The 20,971-nt window shown below is 56.8% G+C and carries 16 protein-coding genes, 3 tRNA genes and 4 pseudogenes; 8 read left to right on the forward strand and 15 right to left on the reverse strand.

All coding sequences use genetic code 11. The features are described from left to right. The first annotated feature begins 33 nt into the window (after positions 1-33). On the forward strand, positions 34-879 hold the full coding sequence (locus tag P6U16_RS00790; protein WP_277702248.1) for an SDR family NAD(P)-dependent oxidoreductase: 846 nt from the start codon (positions 34-36) through the stop codon (positions 877-879). A gap of 2 nt (positions 880-881) precedes the next feature. Here P6U16_RS00790 and P6U16_RS00795 read toward each other — a convergent pair whose 3' ends face one another. The 6 genes and pseudogenes from P6U16_RS00795 to P6U16_RS00820 all read right to left on the reverse strand — a co-directional run bounded on the left by P6U16_RS00795 (position 882) and on the right by P6U16_RS00820 (position 7,485). Further along, the gene (locus P6U16_RS00795) at positions 882-2,222 is read right to left on the reverse strand and encodes an MFS transporter (RefSeq protein WP_277702249.1); all 1,341 of its coding nucleotides are present in this window, start codon (positions 2,220-2,222) and stop codon (positions 882-884) included. Continuing rightward, a pseudogene (locus P6U16_RS00800) lies at positions 2,215-3,467 on the reverse strand (cyclopropane-fatty-acyl-phospholipid synthase family protein). The gene P6U16_RS00795 and the pseudogene P6U16_RS00800 overlap by 8 nt, the downstream one beginning before the upstream one ends. A gap of 42 nt (positions 3,468-3,509) precedes the next feature. Next, complete coding sequence (locus P6U16_RS00805) at positions 3,510-4,418, reverse strand: DUF1365 domain-containing protein (RefSeq protein WP_277702250.1); 909 nt, start codon at positions 4,416-4,418, stop codon at positions 3,510-3,512. 30 nt (positions 4,419-4,448) lie between these two features. Next, positions 4,449-5,795 carry an FAD-dependent oxidoreductase gene (locus P6U16_RS00810; RefSeq protein WP_277702251.1) on the reverse strand — a complete coding sequence of 449 codons (1,347 nt, stop codon included), beginning with the start codon at positions 5,793-5,795 and terminating at the stop codon, positions 4,449-4,451. Beyond that, positions 5,792-7,248, reverse strand: a pseudogene (locus tag P6U16_RS00815) (deoxyribodipyrimidine photo-lyase). Before P6U16_RS00815 ends, P6U16_RS00810 begins: the two are co-directional and overlap by 4 nt. Positions 7,249-7,410: 162 nt before the next feature. After that, a tRNA-Asn gene (locus P6U16_RS00820) sits at positions 7,411-7,485 on the reverse strand. A 117-nt stretch (positions 7,486-7,602) separates the two neighbouring features. On the opposite strand from P6U16_RS00820, the gene P6U16_RS00825 reads away from it, so the two are divergent. After that, positions 7,603-7,908 carry a hypothetical protein gene (locus P6U16_RS00825; RefSeq protein ID WP_277703957.1) on the forward strand — a complete coding sequence of 102 codons (306 nt, stop codon included), beginning with the start codon at positions 7,603-7,605 and terminating at the stop codon, positions 7,906-7,908. A 41-nt stretch (positions 7,909-7,949) separates the two neighbouring features. On the opposite strand, the gene P6U16_RS00830 is transcribed toward P6U16_RS00825, so the two are convergent. Both P6U16_RS00830 and P6U16_RS00835 read right to left on the reverse strand, forming a co-directional pair. Next, positions 7,950-9,230 carry an EAL domain-containing protein gene (locus P6U16_RS00830; RefSeq protein WP_277702252.1) on the reverse strand — a complete coding sequence of 427 codons (1,281 nt, stop codon included), beginning with the start codon at positions 9,228-9,230 and terminating at the stop codon, positions 7,950-7,952. A gap of 43 nt (positions 9,231-9,273) precedes the next feature. Beyond that, a complete protein-coding gene (locus tag P6U16_RS00835; RefSeq protein ID WP_277702253.1) occupies positions 9,274-10,137 on the reverse strand; it encodes a CHASE4 domain-containing protein in 864 nt (287 codons plus the stop codon). A gap of 360 nt (positions 10,138-10,497) precedes the next feature. On the opposite strand from P6U16_RS00835, the gene P6U16_RS00840 reads away from it, so the two are divergent. After that, positions 10,498-10,974 carry an acyl-CoA thioesterase gene (locus P6U16_RS00840; protein ID WP_277703958.1) on the forward strand — a complete coding sequence of 159 codons (477 nt, stop codon included), beginning with the start codon at positions 10,498-10,500 and terminating at the stop codon, positions 10,972-10,974. Positions 10,975-11,198: 224 nt separating this feature from the next. Here P6U16_RS00840 and P6U16_RS00845 read toward each other — a convergent pair. After that, positions 11,199-11,272: transfer RNA gene (locus P6U16_RS00845), tRNA-Cys, on the reverse strand. Positions 11,273-11,384: 112 nt separating this feature from the next. After that, positions 11,385-12,941 (reverse strand): EAL domain-containing protein, encoded by a 1,557-nt coding sequence (locus P6U16_RS00850; protein ID WP_277702254.1) that lies wholly within the window; start codon positions 12,939-12,941, stop codon positions 11,385-11,387. Between the two features lie 454 nt (positions 12,942-13,395). Between P6U16_RS00850 and P6U16_RS00855 the strand changes: the two genes are divergently transcribed. Further along, a complete protein-coding gene (locus P6U16_RS00855; RefSeq protein ID WP_277702255.1) occupies positions 13,396-15,183 on the forward strand; it encodes a diguanylate cyclase in 1,788 nt (595 codons plus the stop codon). Between the two features lie 188 nt (positions 15,184-15,371). Next, positions 15,372-15,626, forward strand: a complete 255-nt coding sequence (locus P6U16_RS00860) for a hypothetical protein (protein WP_277702256.1) — start codon at positions 15,372-15,374, stop codon at positions 15,624-15,626. An 80-nt stretch (positions 15,627-15,706) separates the two neighbouring features. Here the strand turns inward: P6U16_RS00860 and lexA are convergent. From lexA to P6U16_RS00875, 3 genes and pseudogenes are all read right to left on the reverse strand, one after another. Beyond that, positions 15,707-16,429 (reverse strand): annotated as a pseudogene (gene lexA, locus P6U16_RS00865) (transcriptional repressor LexA). A gap of 240 nt (positions 16,430-16,669) precedes the next feature. After that, on the reverse strand, positions 16,670-16,912 hold the full coding sequence (locus tag P6U16_RS00870) for a DUF982 domain-containing protein (RefSeq protein WP_277702257.1): 243 nt from the start codon (positions 16,910-16,912) through the stop codon (positions 16,670-16,672). Next, positions 16,890-17,123 carry a hypothetical protein gene (locus tag P6U16_RS00875; protein WP_277702258.1) on the reverse strand — a complete coding sequence of 78 codons (234 nt, stop codon included), beginning with the start codon at positions 17,121-17,123 and terminating at the stop codon, positions 16,890-16,892. The genes P6U16_RS00870 and P6U16_RS00875 overlap by 23 nt, the downstream gene beginning before the upstream one ends. A 53-nt stretch (positions 17,124-17,176) precedes the next feature. Here P6U16_RS00875 and P6U16_RS00880 point away from each other — a divergent pair, with 53 nt between their 5' ends. Then, on the forward strand, positions 17,177-17,860 hold the full coding sequence (locus P6U16_RS00880) for a thermonuclease family protein (RefSeq protein WP_277702259.1): 684 nt from the start codon (positions 17,177-17,179) through the stop codon (positions 17,858-17,860). A 5-nt stretch (positions 17,861-17,865) separates the two neighbouring features. Here the strand turns inward: P6U16_RS00880 and P6U16_RS00885 are convergent, their stop codons facing one another. Together P6U16_RS00885 and P6U16_RS00890 are read right to left on the reverse strand one after the other, a co-directional pair. Next, positions 17,866-18,111 carry a hypothetical protein gene (locus P6U16_RS00885; protein WP_277702260.1) on the reverse strand — a complete coding sequence of 82 codons (246 nt, stop codon included), beginning with the start codon at positions 18,109-18,111 and terminating at the stop codon, positions 17,866-17,868. Between the two features lie 133 nt (positions 18,112-18,244). Next, positions 18,245-18,334, reverse strand: a tRNA-Ser gene (locus tag P6U16_RS00890). Between the two features lie 294 nt (positions 18,335-18,628). Here P6U16_RS00890 and P6U16_RS00895 point away from each other — a divergent pair. Together P6U16_RS00895 and P6U16_RS00900 are read left to right on the forward strand one after the other, a co-directional pair. Next, positions 18,629-19,674 (forward strand): annotated as a pseudogene (locus tag P6U16_RS00895) (septal ring lytic transglycosylase RlpA family protein). 70 nt (positions 19,675-19,744) lie between these two features. Next, positions 19,745-20,899, forward strand: a complete 1,155-nt coding sequence (locus P6U16_RS00900) for a D-alanyl-D-alanine carboxypeptidase family protein (protein WP_277702261.1) — start codon at positions 19,745-19,747, stop codon at positions 20,897-20,899. Positions 20,900-20,971: the final 72 nt, after the last annotated feature.

The raw sequence follows: 20,971 nt of genomic DNA on the forward strand, positions 1-20,971 counted from the left end.
GGTGAGGACATCCGTGAACAACAGGGACATTTCATGAGCGACTACATCGCACGTCCGGACCATGGGCTCGCCTGGGTGACCGGTGCAAGTTCCGGCATTGGAAGGGCCTTGGCGCTACGCCTTGTCAGGGATGGTTATTGCGTGGTGGTAACGGCGCGCGACCATGAAAAACTGGTTGCTCTGCAGCACGAGGCCCAAAGTTTAGGCCGAATCATCGTTCTTGACGGCGACGTGACGGATCCGCGCGACATGGAGCGCATTGTATCAGCCATCGAATATGACCACGGACGACTGGCGCTGGTTGTCCTGAATGCTGGTGTTTATATCCCCGTGCATGGCGAGGATCTGTACCGCGAGGATTTTGAAAAGACCTTTGCCGTCAACCTGCATGGTGTCGTCAACTGCCTGCTCCCGGCGATCCGGCATATGAAGACGCAAGGGAATGGCGGGCAGGTGGGGCTGGTCTCGTCCGTCACCGGTTACGCCGGCCTGCCGACCAGTGCTGCCTATGGTGCGACCAAGGCGGCGCTGATCAACATGGCGGAAAGCCTGAAATTCGATCTCGACAAGATCGGTATCCGCATCCAGATCATCAATCCCGGCTTTGTCGAAACGCCGGCAACGGCGCAGAACGCCTTCGAAATGCCGGCGCTGATCAGCCCGGAGCAGGCCGCCGACCGGATCGCGGAAGGTTTAAGGTCGAAGGCGTTCGAGATCACCTTCCCGAAGCGTTTCACCTATGCGCTGAAATTCCTGCGCCTGCTGCCTTACCCTACCTATTTCTGGCTGATCAACCGCGCGACGGGCTGGAAGAAACGACCGCTCGAAGCGCGGACAATGCCGGATTCCGTACCGAACGTCGATCAAAACAAAGTCTAAATTCAAATCGCGATACGTTCGCGCAGGCTTTTCTGAGCGCTTTCATCAATTGGAAAATTCCACATGAGAGCAACCGCTGCGAGCTTCAGCACGACCGGTATCCAGGCATAAATCACGGCGAGGGCCAACAGCGCGGATGAATCGTTGGTCGCCGCCGGTGCCGGATCAAAGCCGAAGAAGGCCAGAAGCGGCAGCACGAGGCCCGCGCCGGTTGCGAGCGAGAGCTTGGTTGCCAGTCCCCAAGCCGCAAAATAAAAGCCGCTGCGCTGATCGCCAGAGGACGCCGTATCGGCATCGATGACATCTGCTTGGATCGAGGGTGGCAAAGCCAGATCAAAGCCGAGCAACAGGCCGGTTGCGGCGCAGACAAGCGCGAAGGGGACCAGTGCGCCGACAGGAAGAAGCGGTGCCACGGTGAAGATCACGCAGGCGATGATCATCGCAAGGCACCAGGCGCGATGTTTGCCGAGGCGGCGTGCAACAAGGGTTGCAAGCGGCACGCCGGCGATGCCACACAGAAAATATAGGAACAGCAAGGGTCCACGCATCTCCGGCAGTTCCAGGCGCGCGGAGACGAAATATAGAAACAACGTTGCCGGAATGCCGTTGGCAAATCCGTTGAGAAAGAACGCCGCGATCAATCGCAGGAAGGGGCGGTTCTGCGCGAGCAGGGTAATCGCCTCGCGCAAGGCAAGACGCTTGATCGTTGCATCCCGCGGTTCCGGCACAATAAAAACGGCCAAACAGCCAAAGGCCAGCAGCATGACGGCGACAGCAACACCGAGCGCCGCCAGTCCGGAAAACCCCTTCACCTCGAAGCCGATCGTAAACGGCAGCACGATGGCAATCAGTGTGCCGACCAGTGTCAGCGCCTCGCGCACCGCCGTAAGCGCGGTGCGACCATGATAGTCCGGTACGAGTTCCGCGCCCCAGGCGGCATAGGGCACGGTCGCCAGCGTGAAGGCAAGCGAGATCAGCATGCCCCAGCCCGCCAGCCAGCCCAACCCGGCATCGGCCGGCGGCCAATAGAGCATCCAGGCCGAGAGGGCGGCGAGAGGTAGGGACAAAAGGAACAGCAAGCGACGGCGGCCGAACGACGGACTGATCCTGTCGGCAACATAGCCCGTCAGCGGATCGGTCAGCGCGTCGAACAGGCGGATGATGAGGAGCACCCAGCCGACCGAAGCGATCGGCAGGCCGAGCGTTTCGGTATAATAGGTGGGCACCAGGGCATAGAGCGGCAGGCCGAGCGCGGCCAGTGGCGCGGCAGGCAGGGCGTAGGCGAAAAGCACGCGGCGACTGATGCGACCGTCGGCAAGGCCGCCGCCGTGCTGATCATTCATAGACGACCTGTCTGACGTCGATGTTGCGGGCGCGGAACCCGGCCTCGCAATAGAACAGGTAGAACTCCCAGAGTCGTTTGAACCTGATATCGAAACCGAGCGGCTCGATCTTGTCCCAGACGGACCAGAATCGCTCCCGCCATTCGGCCAGAGTCCGGGCATAATCCAGACCGAAGCCGAAATCGGCGCTCATCTTCAGGCCGACCTTGCGGCCAAGATCGACCAGATGTTCGCGTGTCGGCAGCATGCCGCCTGGGAAAACGTATTTCTGGATGAAATCGGGATTGTCTCGATATTCCTGATAGGCTTCCGGCTTGATCGTGATGATTTGCAGGCCGGCTTTGCCGCCTGGTTTCAGGCAGCGCTGGAGCTGCGAGAAATAGGTCGGCCAATATTTTTCACCGACCGCCTCGAACATCTCGATCGAAACGATCCGGTCGTATTGACCCGCCTCGTCGCGATAGTCCTGGAACTTGATATCGACCTTGTCGGAAAGACCGGCCTTCTTCATCCTCTGCGTCGCAAATTCCAGCTGTTCGCGGCTGATGGTCAGGCCGGTCACCTTGCAGCCGATCTCGCTTGCCGCATAATCGGCAAAACCGCCCCATCCACAGCCGATTTCCAGCACATGATCGCTCGAGCGGATAGCTGCCGCCTCAGCCAGCGCCTTGTATTTCGCCCGCTGCGCAGACTGGAGATCGTTTGCGCCGTCCGCGAACAATGCCGAGGAATACGTCATGCTGGGATCCAGCCATTCCCGGTAGAAGGCATTGCCGAGATCATAATGGGCCGAAATATTGCGCTTTGAACCGGATTTCGTGTTGGCGTTCATCCAGTGGCGGAATTTCTCCACGAGGCGGAAGAAGCCCCGGGCTCCATTGGCAAAATTACGACCGACATCGGCATTGACGAGAAAAAGCTCAAGGAAAGCCCCGATATCCGGACTGTCCCAATCACCATCCATGTAGCTTTCGGCCACAGCGATGGTGCCGCCGGTCAACGCGCGTTGAGGCAGGTTCAATTGTGCAACGTGACGCGGGCCGACGGCCCGCTCACCTTGCCCTTGATCATCACGCTGCGACCATCGGGCAGGGTCAGTGTCAGCGCGCCGCTCTGCATATGCACCAGCCCGCGCAAAACCATCTGCGCCTTGGCAGGCAATCCCTTGATGATGCGCGAGATATTGTCTGCGGAAAGCCGCTCTGCGTCTTTCTGATTGGAATAACAAGTGTCTGCTGTGCTCATACAACGGTCCTCAGCAATCATTGCTCGTGACACAAAATAACCTCATTCCGCCGGGTCGCCAAGGGCGGCGTCACTGAGCCGGGACGTCCGCAGCGGGCGACCGAGATCGTGCAAGGCCTGTGGCAGGTTCGCGGACGCGGCGGCCACACGAGCGTCCTGCTTCCATATGCTGACTGCCTCTGGTGCCTCAGGTCGCGGAATGTAACGCGCTCCCTTGAGCCAAAGTTTCAGCGCTTCCCAGTGAATTCCTGCAATGATCTTGATTGTAAGATGCGGGATTTTGGCCACAAGTCGTAAAATCTGACCTGTCTTGAGAGGCAGGCGCGCACCGGAGAATGTCGCGGCGAGAAGCGGGCCTTCCGCATCCGTTTCCAGAATTCGCCAACGAATCTTCTCACCTGGCGGCAGCATCCTGAAGTGATACCGCATCTCCATCGGTACGAAGGGCGAGACATGGAAAAGCTTTTCGCACTCCTGCCGAATTCCACCAGGCCCCGTCTGTCCCGGGCCAACCGGGCAGACATAAGTGTGTCGTTCGCCGAATGTGTTGCGAACCTCGTAGATCATCGCAATCACCGCACCTTGCGCATTATAGGCATAGTATACGGCAATAGGATTGAACACCCGGCCGAGAATGCGGGGATAACAGGCGAGCAAAATGCGGACAGGCGGGGTTTCGACACCCGCGTCCAGTAGAACTGCATCGGCATAACTTCGCAGCGACTGATCGTCTTGTCCGGTGTGGTCTTTTTCATGGAAAGACAGAAGATTGAAGCGGTTGACCGAGAATAAGCTGCTCATGCGCGTTGCCTCGTCCAGCCGGTCGATATCGATCAGCAAGGAAAAGACCTTGTAGTTGAAGCGATGCCCCATGGGCTTCATGCGCTGGTGCATGACCTGACCTGCATAAAGTGCAGCGGCCTCGCCGGACGGCGGGCCGTTCGTTTGCATGTCGCAGCCATTGTGGCGTCCTGAAAACATTTATTCAGCCGCTTCCGCAAAGTCAGAGGATGGTGCACTCATACGCCATGGAATGACACCGCCAAGCGCTTCAGCAGCTGCAAGCCCTGAAGTCAGGCCATCTTCGTGAAAACCATACCCGGTCCAGGCGCCTGCAAAATAAGTGTTGTTTTCGCCCTGGATGGTTTTCAATCGCTGTTGTGCCTGCATCGAACCCGCATCGAACTGCGGATGATCGTAGGAGAACTCTGCAAACACCGTACCCGGTGCCGGATCGCGCTCGGGATTGAGCGTGACGAATAGCGGGCAATTCGCATCGATACCCTGAAGGCGGTTCATCCAGTAGCTGACGGCCACGTCGTGCTCGCCTCCCGGGCGGCTGGAGCGCAGATAGTTCCAGGACGCCCAGACCTTGCGGCGCTTCGGCATCAGGCCGGCGTCACGATGGAGCACGACACGGTTCGGCTGGTAGGGAACGGAGGAGAGGGCGGATCGCTCGTCCGCGCTTGGATCCGCAAGCATGGCAAGTGTCTGGTCGCTATGGGCGGCTACAATCACCTTGTCATAAACCGCCGTTTCGCCAAACGTATCAACAATGACGACCTTTCCGCCCTCGCGACGGATGGAGCGCACGCCGCAACCAAGGCGCAACCTATCCTCGAGCGGCGCCAGCAGCTTTTCGAGATAGGTGCGGCTACCGCCTGTGACCGTGCGCCACGGATGCGGCGTCGAATAGATCAGCCGGTGATTGTCGAAGAAATTGACGAAATGCTCGGCCGGAAACTGCAGCATCTTGCGCGCCGGCGTGGACCAGATCGCTGCGGCCATCGGAACAAGGTAATTGTTGGTGAATCCGGGCGAAAATCCGCGCCAGTTGAGATAGTCGCCAATGGACATCGAGGCCAGCCGACCGGCAACACGATCCTGCAAGCACACCTTGTTGAAGCGGAGAATTTCGCGAAGCATCAGAAGGAAGGACGGACGAATGAGATTACGCTTCTGGGCAAAGAGCGTCGCGAGGTTGTCGCCGCTCCATTCCAGCCAGCCATTGTCGAGCGAAAGCGCAAAACTCATATCGCTCTTGTGCGTCTCGACATCGAGTTCGGCAAAGAGAGCCGTCAGGTTGGGATAATTGGCTTCGTTATAGACGATGAAGCCGGTATCGACGGAGATCGGTGTGCCATCATAATCAATATCGACCGTTGCCGTGTGCCCGCCAGCGCGCTTGTCCTTTTCATAGAGCGTCACGTCATGAACCGGATGCAGAGCCCAGGCAGCCGAACTGCCGGACACGCCGGAACCGACAACAGCGATGTTCAAACGCCGTTGGCCGGAATAATGCAGGGCATGGGAAAGCGAAACAGTCATGCGGCATCCTTGATCTGGTTGTAAGCGGCAAGTGCACGACCACGCGCCAGAGCGTGATTGACGATCGGCTTCGGGTAGTTCGAACCCAGTTCCACGCCCGCGGCCTTCAACACGGCGTCCGGCGCCTCGAAGGGTCGGTGAATGAACTTTTCGGGCATATGCCGAAGTTCGGGCACGAAAGCCCTTATATAGTCACCCTGCGGATCAAATTTTTCACCCTGGGTTATCGGGTTGAAAATCCGGAAAAACGGCGAGGCATCGGCACCACTTCCGGCCACCCACTGCCAACTCGCGGCATTGGAGGCGGGGTCGGCGTCCACGAGGGTGTCGGCAAACCAGGCTTCGCCGCGACGCCAGTCGATCAGCAGATCCTTGATCAGAAAAGATGCGGCGATCATGCGAACGCGATTGTGCATATAACCGTGGCGCCAGAGCTGCCGCATCCCGGCATCGACGATCGGATAGCCAGTCATGCCCTTGGTCCAGCGCTCGAAAGCCAAGGCATCGAAGGTCCAGGGAAAATCGTCATATTTTCGATTGAGATTTTCCGTTGGCAAATCAGGGTTGTGGAACAGCAGATGGTAGGAAAAGTCGCGCCAAACGACCTCCTTGCGGAACGTCGTCACATCTTCCGCAGGCGCATCAGACACTCCACGCGTGGCGTGCCAGATCCGGGCCGGCGATATCTCCCCAAGGGCGAGATGCGGAGACAACAGAGAGGTTCCGTCGATGCCGGGGCGATCCCGGTTGTGCTTGTATCCAGAAAGGCCATTCTCGACAAATGCCGCCAGCCGTCTCAATGCAGCCGCCTCGCCGGGAATCCAGACTTCGGAAAATGCCGATGCCCAGTTGGGCTTCACAGGCAGGAGATTCCAGTCATCCAGCCGTTCGGATGTCGGCCATTTCGTCGGGGGGACAAGGGAGCGCGGCGCATCCAGAGGAGCGTCGGGCTCGCCTTCGCTTTCAAGGGCCCGCCAGAACGGCGTGTAGACCCTGTAGGGTCCGCCGGTGCCGGTCTTGACGCGCGAAGGTTCATGCAGCAGTTGCCCGGCGAAACTCTTGACCAGCAGGTCGGCACTTCGCAAGGCATCCATCAAGGGCCCGTCGAGTGCAATGCCCTTGGGATCATAGCGCCTGTTCCAGAAGACCGCCCCGGCACCCGTTTTTTTGCCATTGCCGACAGGATCGAGCCAGCCTCTCCAGAAGCCAGCATAAGTGAGCTTCCAATTTCGCCCAGCGATCCGGCAAGCGCCGTCAGGGAGTGATGAAGCCACCAAGCCTGGGCTTCGCCGAGCGGTCCGGTACCGGCCTCTTCGGGCTCGCGAATATAAACAGGAATGATCGGCCTGCCTGTCGAAGCCGCTGCGGCGAGCGCATTATTGTCGTCGAGGCGCAGGTCCTTACGGAACCAGACGATAATGGGACTGTCTTGTGGGGCAGGGTCGAAGGGCATTGTCATCCGCGCATGCATTGTCGTTTGGATTGTCTACGCAGATACGGCGGGGGCGGATCAAAGGTTTCACCCAAAACCTTATTTATTTCATCATTTTGCGGGGAGAGGGCAGACGCAAAAAGAGCCACGTCCGCGATCTGCGAAAGTGGCTCTTTTATAATTTGGCTCCCCGGGCCGGATTCGAACCGGCGACCTGTCGATTAACAGTCGAATGCTCTACCGCTGAGCTACCAGGGATCATCTGCGCGCTTTCGCGCTGCAGAAGTGAGGCTGCTAATACAAATGCTTTTCCGATTTGCCAAGCGGTTTTTCAAAAAAACTGCACAATCCTTGCCAGACTGTGGAGAAGTCCCCATTTGGCGTTTAGACAAAAAGGCGGAGAACAATGGCCTCAACGGAAAAAAGACCTATTTCGGCGTAGACCGACGCACCCAGGAAATCGTGCTGGGAACATTTCGCTTCCGCCTCCCGCAGTCCAAGCTGTTTCGAATCCTGATCGCAGTGGCGCTGATTCTGGGTGGCATTCTAGGGTTTCTGCCAATCCTCGGTTTCTGGATGGTGCCCCTCGGTTTGCTCGTCCTGTCGCAGGACTCCGCCATCGTACGTCGGCAACGGCGCAGGTTTACCGTCTGGTGGGCAAAGAGGCAAAAGGCTTCTTGAAGCGCAGGCAGACCTGATACAGCGGCATCCTGTGCCGGTGGTTATCCCACATATTGTTTGTTGGGCGGAGAGCGGCCATCAAAATAAAACTGACGGAGTTCCTCCGCGGAAATCGGTTTACTGAACAGATACCCCTGCAATTCGACACAGCCTGAAAGCTTTACCGCAAGCGCCTGCTGCTCGGTCTCAATACCTTCAGCGGTTACGGGGATGTGGAGAGCATTTGCCAGAGCGATCGTCGCCTGTAGAACAGCACCGGCATTGTCGTCATGGTCGAGTGCGACGACCAAGGACCTATCGACCTTCATACGGTCGAATCCAAACTGCCGCAGCGTGCCAATACTGGCGAAACCAGATCCAAAATCGTCGAGCGCGATTTTGATCCCTGCGGCCTTCAAACCATCGATTGCCCGGCGTGCCTGATCCGGATCGGAAATCAGTATGCCTTCCGTCAACTCGATGCAGAGACGATGCGGCTCGAAGTCAGCGGCTTTCAAGACCTCAACAACCTCTTGAGTAAACTTCGGATTTTTGAGTTGCATCGGCGAGACGTTGACCGAAAGACCGATGGTCGGCCATTGTTTTGCGGCGTCTATAGACTTGCCAAGGACTTGCATGCCCAGTTGATCAATCAAACCTGACCGTTCGGCAAGGGGTATGAAGACATCTGGACGATGCCGCGTCCCATCTGGCGACTGCCACCGCGCGAGCGCTTCGACCCCGCACATTGCCCCCGATTCCGCATCAATCAACGGTTGGAACGCGACATCAATTCCGTTCTTGGAAAGAGTATCGCGCAGTGCGTCTTCGAGTTGAGCCAAACGTTTCGTATCGACATCGAAACCATCCTCGAACTCTACAGTAACGCCCCGGCCAAGGTCCTTTGCACGGTAGAGGGCGATGTCTGCCCGGCGAATAAGTTCCTCACTGTCCAACGACCCAGCTGGCGCGGCGGCAACGCCGACACTGGCACCGATGCCAATGGTGCGGCCACGAATCTCAAAAGCCCGCTGGAGTGCAATTTGAATTTGCTGCCCGACATCAGGGGAGGATTGCTTTTGAACTGCATCGATCGTCAAAACGGCAAATTCGTCGCCGCCGAGACGGGCAATGATGGCATCGGGCGACAGCGTATCGCGAAGGCGGCTAGAAACTGCAACGATCAACTCGTCACCGACAGCATGGCCCCAGGCATCGTTGACACCCTTGAAACCGTCTAGATCGACGAAATGCAATCTCAGCCAAATCTGCTCACTGCCGGGCGCGTGAGACATCGCCGTCATACGTTCGAGCAGCCCGGATCGATTGAGCAAACCCGTCAAAGCATCATGCGCCGCCCGGTGGCGCGACCGCATGCTGCTGACTTTAAGGTTGCCGATGGTATAAAATCCAACTGCACCGATGGACAGCAGAAACAGAACAAAAATTACAGCGGCAGCGCGAAGCGTCGATCTCGACCTCGAGGTAACTTTTTGTGCCCGGGGCCTGCGATGGCCAGTTGAAATAGGCTACGGTTTTTCCCTCGACATCGTTCAAGGGTACCGACAGTTCCGACGCGAGCGGGTTTTGGTCCATGCTGAGGTGCGCAATATTGAAGCTCTCCGAAACTTCCGTAACGACATCTGGCGTCACATGCTTCGCGAAGACAAGGGTATAGCGATTTTCAGGTCGGGCGTTTTCGTCTGCTTCGCTTGGACTGATGACAGCGGCACCGATCAGGGCCACTCCTGCATCCGTGCGAATGAAATAAACCGGGACGCTGGTGGTCCTGTCAGATCGCCGTGCCTTGGCCAGCATTCCCGAGAAGGCTTGGCCGAACACCTCTATCGCCGGAGACGTCAAGGGTTCGCCATTACGGTAGGCAACGACTGTGTTGTCCTTAGAATCCACGACGATGGCAGTGTCGTAAAGTGGGTAGTCCGCGGTTGTCGAGGCCCAATTCTCCACAATCCAATCTGAGCGTGTGTCGAGGTTAACCTGGCGATAGGCATCGTCCCAGTAGGCGTTATCTCGAACTGTGGCGGCGAGTTGCTTGCGCAACGACTGAAGTGCACCCAGCGCCGCATGTCTGGCACGATCGTCGTCAATGGCGTTGGAGGTTGTCGTGATCGTCTCGATCGAGCGCGCGACCAGACCAGCCAGAACCGCGGTTACGACTATGAAGACAAGCGCTATGAAGGCGACCGACCACTGATTGAGACGACCCGAAGGCTGGACGTTGTATCGCACTGAAAAAATCTCCGCCGAACATGATGACATGCTCAGCGGGGAGGTGGCCCTTGAACTGCAGTAAGGCATCATGCCCGCAAACGCGCTGCAAGGTCATTTTACCGAAACGGTTATAAGGCATCGTTAAAGTCACTGATTGTATTGGTGTTGCCCCAGATAGGCCCCCGGAACAGATCACATGACCGTCGTTTGCAATGGCCGCGACAGTATGCAGGACTGTAAAGGCGTGCAGCAGCCTTGACCATGCCGTCGCGGTAATTCCAGGTTGTCCGAACGTGAACCAAACAAGATGGGACCGGATCCATGCAAGACCCCCACGACAGAGCAATACTGTCCGCGCACGATACCAGCGAACTCGAAATGGTGGTGCTAATGACCCCCGATATGGCCAACTTCAGCGGAAAGGTCCACGGTGGCGCCTTACTCAATCTTCTGGATCGCGTCGCCTTTTCCTGTGCTTGCCGATATTCGCAGGAATATGCGGTGACGCTATCTGTCGATCAGGTTGTCTTTCGGCAGGCCATCCATGTCGGCGAACTCGTAACCTTCCGTGCCTCTATCAATTATGCAGGCCGCACCTCGATGGAAATCGGCATTCGAGTAGAGGCTGAAAATATTCGCACAGGAGAGCGACGACACACCAACTCCTGTTATTTCACGATGGTCGCCGTCGATGTGGATGGACGTCCGACGGCCGTTCCGCCGTACCAACCGCAAACCGAGATACGCAAGCGTCGACAGCGGGCCGCAGAGATCAGACGGAATTTGCGCGTCGAATTCGAAGCCCGATTCCTCGCAACCAGCTCTGCGTCGGAGCTTGATCAGAAGCGGCATTAGATCAGCTAACTTTGCAACTATCAGATAGAGGTCACAAAAGCGGCAAGTCAAGTTAAGCGGTGAGGGCCACGTTTGAACTGGGTTCCATGTCGTGTCGATTTTGGCAGCGTGGCCGGAAACCATTGCAACTTAAGGCAAATTGGCGCAACCCGAACGAGATATGAAACCCTGACTGCAAAAAGGGATTTCATGTTTTAACTATCTAATAAATATGGTTGATTTTATGGAGGCCTCGCCCGGAATTGAACCGGGGTACGAGGATTTGCAGTCCTCTGCGTCACCACTCCGCCACGAGGCCTCAACACGCTTTAAGTTTCAGCGATGCCGGGCGTTTAGACCGAATCTAAGCGAAGCGCAAGGGGCATTTCCGAAAATTGTCCCTGGGTTAAGGGACAAGATTGCGAGCACCGTCAGGCCGTCTTGAGAACGGCCCGCCGTTCATCGAGAAAGGACACAGTCTGTTCGAAGGGCATCGCCTTTCCGAAAAGATAGCCTTGTCCGATATCACAGCCCTCGTTCAGAAAGTAAGCGAGTTGATGGTGTTCTTCGATGCCCTCGACCGTTGTCTTGACCTCAAGCCCGCGGCTGAGATTAAGTAGCGCCTGGACGATCTTGCCGTGCCTGCCACCGCCCTGTCCAAGGGAGCGAACAAAACTCTGGTCGATCTTGATCTTGTCGAAGGCATAGCGCGCGAGTTGCGACAGGCTCGAATAGCCAGTTCCGAAGTCATCCAGAGCAACGAGAATGCCTGCAGCATGGAGATCGTCGATAATCGCCGCAGCCAGTGTCGGATCCTTGATCAGCGCGTTTTCTGTAATCTCAATTTCGAGGCGCTCCGGAGCAAAGCCAGCTTCTTCGACGATTTCCAAGATGCGCGCGGCAAGCAACCGATCTTCCATCTGCACGGCAGACAGATTGAAGGAAAGGCATACGTGTGGCGGCCAGGATTTGGCGTCGCCGCACGCCCTGCTGAGCAGTTGCTGAAATAGAGGTGTGATCAGGCCCGTCTCTTCGGCAATAGAAATGAACACCTGCGGTGAAATGCTGGTACCATCCTCCAGCGTCCATCGCGCCAAGGCTTCAAAACCACAGACATCGCCGGAGCGAAGATCGACGAGGGGTTGGTAAAAAGGTCGGATCTGATTTTTGTCAATCGCGGTTCGCAGCACCCCCTCCAGCTTCGCCCGTTCGGAAACTTTCATCTGCATCTCTTCGCGAAACAAAAGAGACGTATTAGCGCCCAGCGCCTTGGCCTCGTAAAGCGCAATATCCGACTTATGGCACACGTCCTTGATTTGCGCGCCATGTTCCGGCCACCTGGCGTAACCGATACTTGCGCCGACCTGGCACCAGAGCGCATCGATTTTCACGGGACGCGTCAAGGAATGGACGATTAGTTCCGCAAACCGTGCATCCCGTGTCGGCAAAAGATCCCGAGCGATTACGATAAATTCGTCGCCACCAAAGCGAAATACGCAGTTTTCCGCGCCGAACGCAGACAGACGCTTTGCTACCTCCTGAAGGAGAAAGTCACCGCCCTGGTGTCCGAGAAGATCATTGACCTTCTTGAACCCGTCAAGGTCGATGGAAAATACAGTCGCCATGGGCGCATGCGCCGCGTCGTCACTTCCAGACGTGGGCAAGGCTTCAAATCGCTCGAAAGCATAACGATTAGGAAGACGAGTCAGATGATCATGTGTGGCGGTCCATAGCGCTCGGCGGCCCTGTTCCTGCTGTCTCTGCATTTCCCGGCGCAGATCAAAGATGCGGAGCAGCGAATAGAGGAAGCTTGCGAAACCGGCAACGACAAACGCAAGGAACAACCCATCGACCCGGTCGCTTGAATAATTGCGGAATATCGCCATGACATTCAAGCGAAACGCATAGAGCATACCCCACAGGACAAGTGCGCCCGCGATGGCCGCAAGCAATTGTCCGCCCGCTCGGGTTTCAAAAAACGTTGGCACTCAAGGCCTCCACACTATCAATAAGCGCCACCCAAGCCTCTGCTTTCTAAAGCTTGACGACATATTTCGCACAGCCTGGCTCAGCAGAATTCGCTTAAGTAGACTCGCATTATATGCTCACCCTGTTTAGTGAAACATATTTTACTTAGTATTCCCCCACATCATAATGACGCTCGAAGGTTAAAATTACTGGAATCTGTTTAATCGCATTGAGGAAATTGATCCCTTCGCGGCTTTGATGTCAGGGCGACCACCGGCGTCAACCACTCGTTCAGATGACTGGGTTATTCTCCAGACAGGAAATTGCAGTCGAAAGCCGAACTGAATGCACCCTTGGAATGAGTTGCTGGCCAATCTAGCGATTGTCGCGATCTCCACATCACTGTGGACATTCGGAAATCGCCACATCGTACGCCACATCCCTCGATACAAATCGGTTGTATTCGGTGGATTCATGGCAGTTGGCACGCTTTGCGCCATGTCACTGCCATTTCAGTTCATACCGGGGGTCCTTCTGGACCTGCGATATACTTTTCTTGCCGTGGCAGGCCTTTTCGGTGGGCCGCTCGCTGCAATCATTCCATTTCTGCCCGCAATAATCTGGCGCGTGATTAGCGGGGGCACGGGCTTGTGGGTTGGCATACCGCTTATTGTCATGGCATCGGCAAGCGGGTTGATCGCACACAGGTATATTCGCGATATACCGAACGGCAAAGCAATCGTCATTGTCGCCCTTGCAGTGGTCTTCAGTGGTACTGCCGGTTTTTTTGTTAAGATTCCGGTTGAAAAATGGGTCGTCGTGATGCCTGCGGTCGTTGCACCCTTTGCTTTGCTTCTTTTCGTATCCGCGGTGCTCTCCGGCCTTGCAATCTCGCAAGAAATGAAAAGGCAGGAGGCAACCAACCTTAACCGGATTTACAAGGCGATCATCGAAGCCTTGCCAGACTGTCTGAATGCCAAAGATCTCAACGGACGATTCATCGCGGCCAACCCCGCCACTGCTGAGCTCATGGGGGCGGGGACCGCTGCAGAGCTCGTGGGGAAAACAGATTTCGATTTCTATGATCACAACGCGGCGCTTATGTTTCGTGCAGACGAGCTAAAGGTTCTAGAGGCAGGCAGACCCGCAACGATCGAGCAACATTTCACGAGTGCCCAGGGAACCGATATCTGGCTTTCAACTCTGAAAGCTCCGTTTACAGACGAGGAGGGACACCTGATCGGCATGATCACCCACAACAGGGAGATCACAGACCGGAAGCGCCTGGAGAACGAGTTAATCCGCACCCAGAGCCATCTGTCCAATGCCTTGGCGAGTATGGCAGACGGATTGGCAATGTTTGATGCAAGCGGATGTCAGGTGTTCAGCAACAGCCGTTATGCCGAAATGTTCCCGTTGACCTCAGACATCCGGGTGCCAGGCACCTGTCTTCGAACGATCCTTCGGACCGCAATCGAACGGGGAGAAGAAATTTCCTTTATCGGAAACCTGGACGATTTGATCGAGCGGGCCGCGGATGCTTTCCTTCGTGCCGGAGACAGGCAGATGCGCCTCGCCGATGGGCGCTGGATTGAGGCCCGCACGCGCGCCATGGATGAGGGTGGCAGCCTCATCGTGTTTTCTGATATAACGAAAACCAAAAGGGCGGAAGAGGAGCTTCGCAACCTCAATGAGCGCTTGGAGATCATGGCTCATACGGACGGGCTGACCGGCTTGCTTAATCGTCGGTCTTTCGACGCGGCACTAGCACGAATCATCTCGCAGAAGGGGACCGGCCGGCCGGGTCCCGGCCTGCTTATGATAGACGTAGACAAGTTCAAAGCCTTCAATGACACCTACGGGCATCCGGCAGGCGATACCTGTTTGAAGACAGTTGCCGACTGCATTGCCGTTTCGATGAGGGCCTATCCGAACAGCGTTGTTGCCAGATACGGCGGCGAAGAGATTGCGGTCATCATTCCGCATTGCGACACCGACCATGCGACGTCTGTTGCACATTTCCTCTGTGCACAGGTGAGGGCTCTCGAGATTGCGCATATCGGCAGCGAAAAAGGCATCGTCAGCGTCAGTATTGGGACCGCAGCGATTGAGCCTAACAGCTTCTGTGAAGCAAAAATACTGCTCCGGTGGGCGGACGAGGCGCTTTATGCTGCAAAGGCTGCCGGTCGCGACTGCGTACGATCGATCCACACAATGAACACGACAACGCTCAATTCGGCTGGCACCTCATCCTCGGCATGATAAGCTGAAGTAGTCAAACGCTTCAAAAACTCTCGTTCCAGAACTGCCACTGAACAGCAAAAGCTTCGGACAAGTCCAAAAGTATAATCTTATGCTCGCAGTCGTCATTGACCTGCTGTTCGAATAAAAACGCCCTATTTGATGCTGAAACATGCGGGGACGCACGCCAACAGACAAAAGGTGATTCAATGTCGATATTTATCCCATCGCAAACGGCTCTTGAAACGACCGATCTCGATATGTTGCGTCGTTTTCTGGAAGCCTGGTGCGAGGAAAACCATGTCGATATCGCCGGTGAGGAAGCGAGCGAGGTGGCAGTCGGTCTCATCGCCTGGTATCAATCCGACCTGACCGATCGCACCGCTTTCCGAACAGCATTCGATACCAACCTGCCGCTGCCCCGCGAGTTCAATGCGCTGCTCAGCCGTCTCTCGTCGATGTAAGAAAAGCCCCATCGAGCGTGGTGTCCGCGTTTCGTTTGCGTCCATCGGGTCAGGACTAGCGCTGAAAGCGCAACTGCAGATCAGTGATACCGCCGGATCAAGCCAACGAGTTTTCCTTGAATTTTCACACGGTCCGGACCGAAAATTCTGGTTTCGTAGGCAGGATTTGCAGCCTCGAGAGCAACTGACGCGCCCTTGCGGCGGAAACGCTTCAGTGTTGCCTCTTCTTCATCCACCAGGGCAACAACGATTTCGCCGGGATTGGCAGTGTTGCAGTTGCGTATGATGACAGTGTCGCCATCGAGAATGCCCGCCTCGATCATCGAGATCGCCCTTAACCTCCAGCGCATAGTGATCGCCAGAACCGATCATTTCGATTGGCACGGAAATGTCATGGGTGTTGTTCTGGATGGCTGATATTGGCACACCGGCCGCGATCCGACCCATCATCGGCACGGAAACAGATGTACCGTCGCCATTGGTTGAAGAGCCGGGCTTGGCATTTGCAGCGGGGAGGGCACCTTACCCAAACTGCCTTGAATGACACTTGGGGAAAAACCCCGTTTTGGCTGCAAGCTCGGTGAATACGCCTCCGGAAGCTTGATAACCTCAAGTGCGCGCGCTCTGTTGGGCAGGCGGCGTATAAAGCCACGCTCTTCAAGCGCGGTGATCAGCCGGTGAATGCCAGACTTGGACGCCAAATCAAGCGCATCCTTCATCTCGTCGAAAGATGGGGGCACACCAGATTCCTTCATCCGTTCATGAATGAACAGAAGCAGTTCCTGTTGCTTGCGGGTCAGCATGTTGGCACACTCCGGAATCTTGAAACAAATCAAGAACGAACACTATATGTTCCACATGTGTTCTGCAAGTGCCTAAAATTCAGTGAAATTTGCGAAGGGGCCTGCGGCGGCATGAACATTGAAGCTCTGCAAGCATTCTAACAATGGCGCGTCCGGTCAAAGACCGGGATCTGGGTTTCCGCCTAGAGCGACGCAACAATTGCGTCGCCCGTCTGCACGGGAAAGCGGAGGAAGTCTCCACTAGTGAGCCTTGAGGCGAGCCTCGCGTGTTGCCGAGATAAATACGGCGCGGGCTTCTTCCGCAGATTTGCGGCCATCTATGGCGGCGCGGCAAATGCTGCGGGCCGCGACATAATGCGGGCCTCGGAGCTCCGGCCAAAGATTGGCTAGGCAGTTCAAAGCTTCCGATGGACCGCTGACGATTTGGGTGTTGCCTTGCAGAAAGCCGATCTCGATCGGTTCATTCCATTTTACCTGGCGCATGGATTTCCTCCCAGCTATTTTCGGCAGCAACGGCGCAAGCGCCGCCAAGTTCCCCGCAAAGCTGCCAATCCTCCAACGGCAGCGCACGAACAACCTGTCTTTGCAGTCTGGCGCTGTTCGTCGCGCCTGTAAAGACCCTGCGTTTGCGGCGCTCGTCGTGTTTTTGCTCGCCCACCGCCGTTTTGGCGAGGTTGAAACCAGTTTCCGGCAACGTTTCGTTAAATCCGTGCCGCCGATAATAGAGGACGAATCGGAATCGGTATTATGAGCAGCAATCCAAAATCGAAACGACGCACGCGGCGGCCCAAAAAGACCGTGTCACAAGGGCATATCTGGCCATGGTATCTCGCTGCCGTGATCGTCGTCGGTGGAATCATGATTTATGACAATCGCCAGCAGTTGAAGGCGTGGAGCGGAAAGACCGAACAAAGCCAGATAGCGAGGCAGGAACAGCGACGCAAGCCGGAGGTGTCGGTCAAGTCGACCGTGGGCGCGAAGCCCGTTTCTTTCGCCAAGCCCGCGCAAATTCTGCCGCGTGTGCCTGTGCCGGATAATCGGGTCGAGGAAAGCGCGTCCATCCGTGCGGCCTTGCCCGGCAAGTTCTTTTATTGCAGCCCATCCCGTGCCGACAATTGCGTCATCGATGGCAACACCTTCATCTTCAAGGGCGAAAAGATACGCATCGCCGATATCGAGGCACCGAAGGCCAGGCAAGCCCGCTGCGATGCGGAACGACTGCTCGCCCATGACGCCAAGGAACGGTTACGCGTGTTGCTGAGCGCCGGTGATTTTAAGCTGGCGGCATGGGCCGACGAAAACGGCGACCCGGCCCGCGGCGCATCGCGTCGCGTCATTCGGAACGGTCAATCCTTGGGCGAACAGATGGCGGTCGAGGGTGTGGTCCAAAGACGAGACGGCAAGCGCAGGCCCTGGTGTCCGCAGGGCTGAGATTTTTAGCGCTGCTGCGTCCGCAACGCCTCGATCAGCGTTCGGACTTTGCCGGTGGCATAGACGATGTCTTCACGCGGCATGTGCACGGCGATCTCGACATCCTTCCAGCCTGCGCCATTGTCGCGTGCAAACGTGACTGCATCCTCCAGCGATTGAAAGACTGAAGCCGGTGCGTCCTTGATCCAGAACTGCACGGAACATTCCGCATCATGGTAGCTGGTCAGAGCCTTGATCGGGTCGAAAGCCATGGTTTCTCCGGTTTGATGAAGCCGATTTCGAGGCAATGTTAGGTCAATGCGCAGCGGCGAACTCCACCATCGCATCTCTGGCTGTACTGGTGGAGCCCGTGCATTTCGCAGGCGAAGCACAGCAAAGCGTGGATGGCGGAAGAGGTGGGATTCGAACCCACGGTACGGTCTCCCGCACGCCGGTTTTCAAGACCGGTTCCTTAAACCACTCGGACACTCTTCCAGCGAGCGTCTTATTGCGCGAAGTCCTGGGATTTTGCAAGACGAAAGCCTTCAGGGCAGGGGAGGATTTTGATGTTGCCCCATGAAAAGGCTATCGCGTCGCCCGCACGCCTCTGATCGTTAACCATTCGCAAACCATAAAATCCAATTCCCATTCCGGCACACGATCTCCATTCGCAATTCGGCCATGTTGTTGTCATGATTAATGGGCCGTTACGTGAGGTGACGCCGGCGGTTGCTGAGGGGCAAGACAGCTTTCGCCGGGAGAGTATCGACGAAAAACGACGTGGGACAGATGACATCCAACAAGACTGCGGCCTTCCTGTTGAGGGGATTGCGCTTTGCTGCGATCCCGTTGTTGTGCGGTGCGTTGACCGCCTGTCAGTCGACGTCCAGCGTCAAGCCGGAAAAGCCTAAGCGCAGCAAGGAATATTTTGCCGAATCGATCTATGGCGTAAAGGCGAGCCCGCGCGTCGCCAACGGCAAGCAAATCCCCAAGGGTGGCGGTCGTTACCAGGTTGGAAAACCCTACAAGGTCAAAGGCAAATGGTACACGCCGAAGGAAGATTTCGGCTACAACAAGACAGGGATGTCGTCCTGGTACGGGGCTGCCTTCCACGGTCGCCTGACTGCAAATGGTGAAGTCTATGACAAATACCACCTGTCAGCGGCGCATCCGACTTTTCCGCTGCCGAGCTATGCCCGCGTGACGAACCTGGAAAACGGCTCCTCCGTTATCGTCCGCGTCAACGATCGCGGCCCCTATGAATATGGCCGCATAATCGACGTTTCATCGAAGACGGCTGATTTTCTCGATATGAAGCTCAAGGGCAGCGCCAAGGTTCGCGTGCAATATGTCGGCCGCGCGCCGATGGACGGCAACGACATGCCTTATCTGATGGCCTCTTACGTCAAGAAGGGCGACCGCGGTCCGTCAACCTTCCCCGAAGGCCAGATCGCCACGGGCGTCATGGTGGCGTCCAACGAGCCGATGCAAAAGCAGGTCCAGTCAATGGATGACAACCTCGGCACGCTGACGATCCCCGCAAAATCAAATCTCGATACCGGCGTGCCGGTGACGGCACTCGCCGAGCAACCCACCGCATTTTCCGCACCCCTGGTCTCGACGCCATGGTGATGTTGCCCGATATCGGCCCGATCCCGATGGAGCGTCCGGAATTCATGCCGATGCCTGGTGGCAATGTGGCCTATGCGGCGGCCTATGTCGAAGCCCGCGTCAGCGATTCAAAAACCGCTTTCGACGCCATCCTCGTCGATACGAACCCGCTCAACGAAGCCTCGATCCTTGCCTACGCAAAACGCCAGGCCAGCGCGCGCTGATCATCCGCGAGGCGGTTGTTGAACCTTCACCAACCGCCTGCTATGCCCGGTGGAAGAACCGGAGTTGTTGATGCGCGCACGGCCTCTGCCTTTGTTGACCCTCGTCCTGTGCTTGATGGCTTCGCTCGCCTGCGCTCAAACGCCGGTCTTTGAGACTAAAGCGAAACAGGCCTATCTCATCGACGCCGAAACCGGCACGGTGCTGTTTTCCAAGGACGAAAACACCCCGGTTCCGCCGGCCTCGCTCGCCAAGCTGATGACCATGGAAGTCGTGTTCGACGCGCTCACGCGTGCCGAACTGACCCCGGACACGACCTATACCGTTTCCGAACATGCCTGGCGGACCGGCGGTGCGCCATCGGGCACATCGACGATGTTTGCGGCGCTGAAATCGGGCGTGAGCGTCGGCGATCTCATCCAGGGCGTTGTCGTGCAACTGGCCAATGATGGCTGTATCATCCTGGCGGAAGGCATGTCCGGCAGCGAGGGCGCGTTTGCCGAGCGCATGACGAAGCGTGCCCGGACGTTGGGTCTTTCGGTCTCGACCTTCAAAAACCCGACCGGTCTGCCGGATCCCGGCAACACGGTGACGATGCGTGAAGTGGTCATGCTGGCCCGTCATATCCAGGCCAGCTATCCGAATTTCTACCGCTTGTATTCACAAGCCGATTTCGAGTGGAACAAGATCAGGCAGCGCAATCGCAATCCGCTGATCGCCGCCAATATCGGCGTCGATGGCATGGCCACGGGATTTGCGGAAGGTTACGGGTTTTCAATCGTTACCTCCCAACAGAAAGACGGGAAACGCGTCTTTCTCGCTATGGGTGGCCTTGCCTCCGAAAAGGAACGCGTCGAGGAAACGAGAAAGATTCTCGACTGGGCGATGAGCGCCTTCCAGAAGAAGACGGTGTTTGCCAAGGGCGATATCATCGGCGAAGCCAGTGTCTATGGCGGCGCAGCTTCGAGCGTACGGCTGGTGACGAGCGGACCTGTCGATGTGCTGGTGCCCGTCAACAATCCCGACCGTTTGAGTGCGCGGGTCATCTATAAATGGCCGCTGCGGGTCCCCATCGCCTCCGGACAGACAGTCGGAACCCTGAAAATTTGGAGCGGCGAGCGGCTGCTGCGCGAAATTCCGGTCGAAACCGCTGCCGCCGTCGAGGCGGGGACGCTGACCAGCCGTTCTGTGGATGCGCTGCAGGAACTGCTGTTCTTCTGGCTGTAGCGAAATTGGCTCGCGAAGGTTTCGCCGCAAGGCACAATCGGGTAGACAGTAGACGGTTCGCAACAGGAACGG

It is taken from the genome of Rhizobium sp. 32-5/1 (genome assembly GCF_029537235.1).
GTDB lineage: Bacteria > Pseudomonadota > Alphaproteobacteria > Rhizobiales > Rhizobiaceae > Pararhizobium.

What these genes read in the sequence shown, in the direction of transcription:
- P6U16_RS00880 (WP_277702259.1), top strand. Translation starts at nt 17,177, where the DNA reads ATGAGCAGCAATCCAAAATCGAAACGACGCACGCGGCGGCCCAAAAAG.
- P6U16_RS00805 (WP_277702250.1), bottom strand. Translation starts at nt 4,418, where the DNA reads ATGCAAACGAACGGCCCGCCGTCCGGCGAGGCCGCTGCACTTTATGCA.
- P6U16_RS00810 (WP_277702251.1), bottom strand. Translation starts at nt 5,795, where the DNA reads ATGACTGTTTCGCTTTCCCATGCCCTGCATTATTCCGGCCAACGGCGT.
- P6U16_RS00860 (WP_277702256.1), top strand. Translation starts at nt 15,372, where the DNA reads ATGTCGATATTTATCCCATCGCAAACGGCTCTTGAAACGACCGATCTC.
- P6U16_RS00840 (WP_277703958.1), top strand. Translation starts at nt 10,498, where the DNA reads ATGGTGGTGCTAATGACCCCCGATATGGCCAACTTCAGCGGAAAGGTC.
- P6U16_RS00885 (WP_277702260.1), bottom strand. Translation starts at nt 18,111, where the DNA reads ATGGCTTTCGACCCGATCAAGGCTCTGACCAGCTACCATGATGCGGAA.
- P6U16_RS00790 (WP_277702248.1), top strand. Translation starts at nt 34, where the DNA reads ATGAGCGACTACATCGCACGTCCGGACCATGGGCTCGCCTGGGTGACC.
- P6U16_RS00900 (WP_277702261.1), top strand. Translation starts at nt 19,745, where the DNA reads ATGCGCGCACGGCCTCTGCCTTTGTTGACCCTCGTCCTGTGCTTGATG.
- P6U16_RS00795 (WP_277702249.1), bottom strand. Translation starts at nt 2,222, where the DNA reads ATGAATGATCAGCACGGCGGCGGCCTTGCCGACGGTCGCATCAGTCGC.
- P6U16_RS00870 (WP_277702257.1), bottom strand. Translation starts at nt 16,912, where the DNA reads ATGCGCCAGGTAAAATGGAATGAACCGATCGAGATCGGCTTTCTGCAA.
- P6U16_RS00855 (WP_277702255.1), top strand. Translation starts at nt 13,396, where the DNA reads ATGGCAGTTGGCACGCTTTGCGCCATGTCACTGCCATTTCAGTTCATA.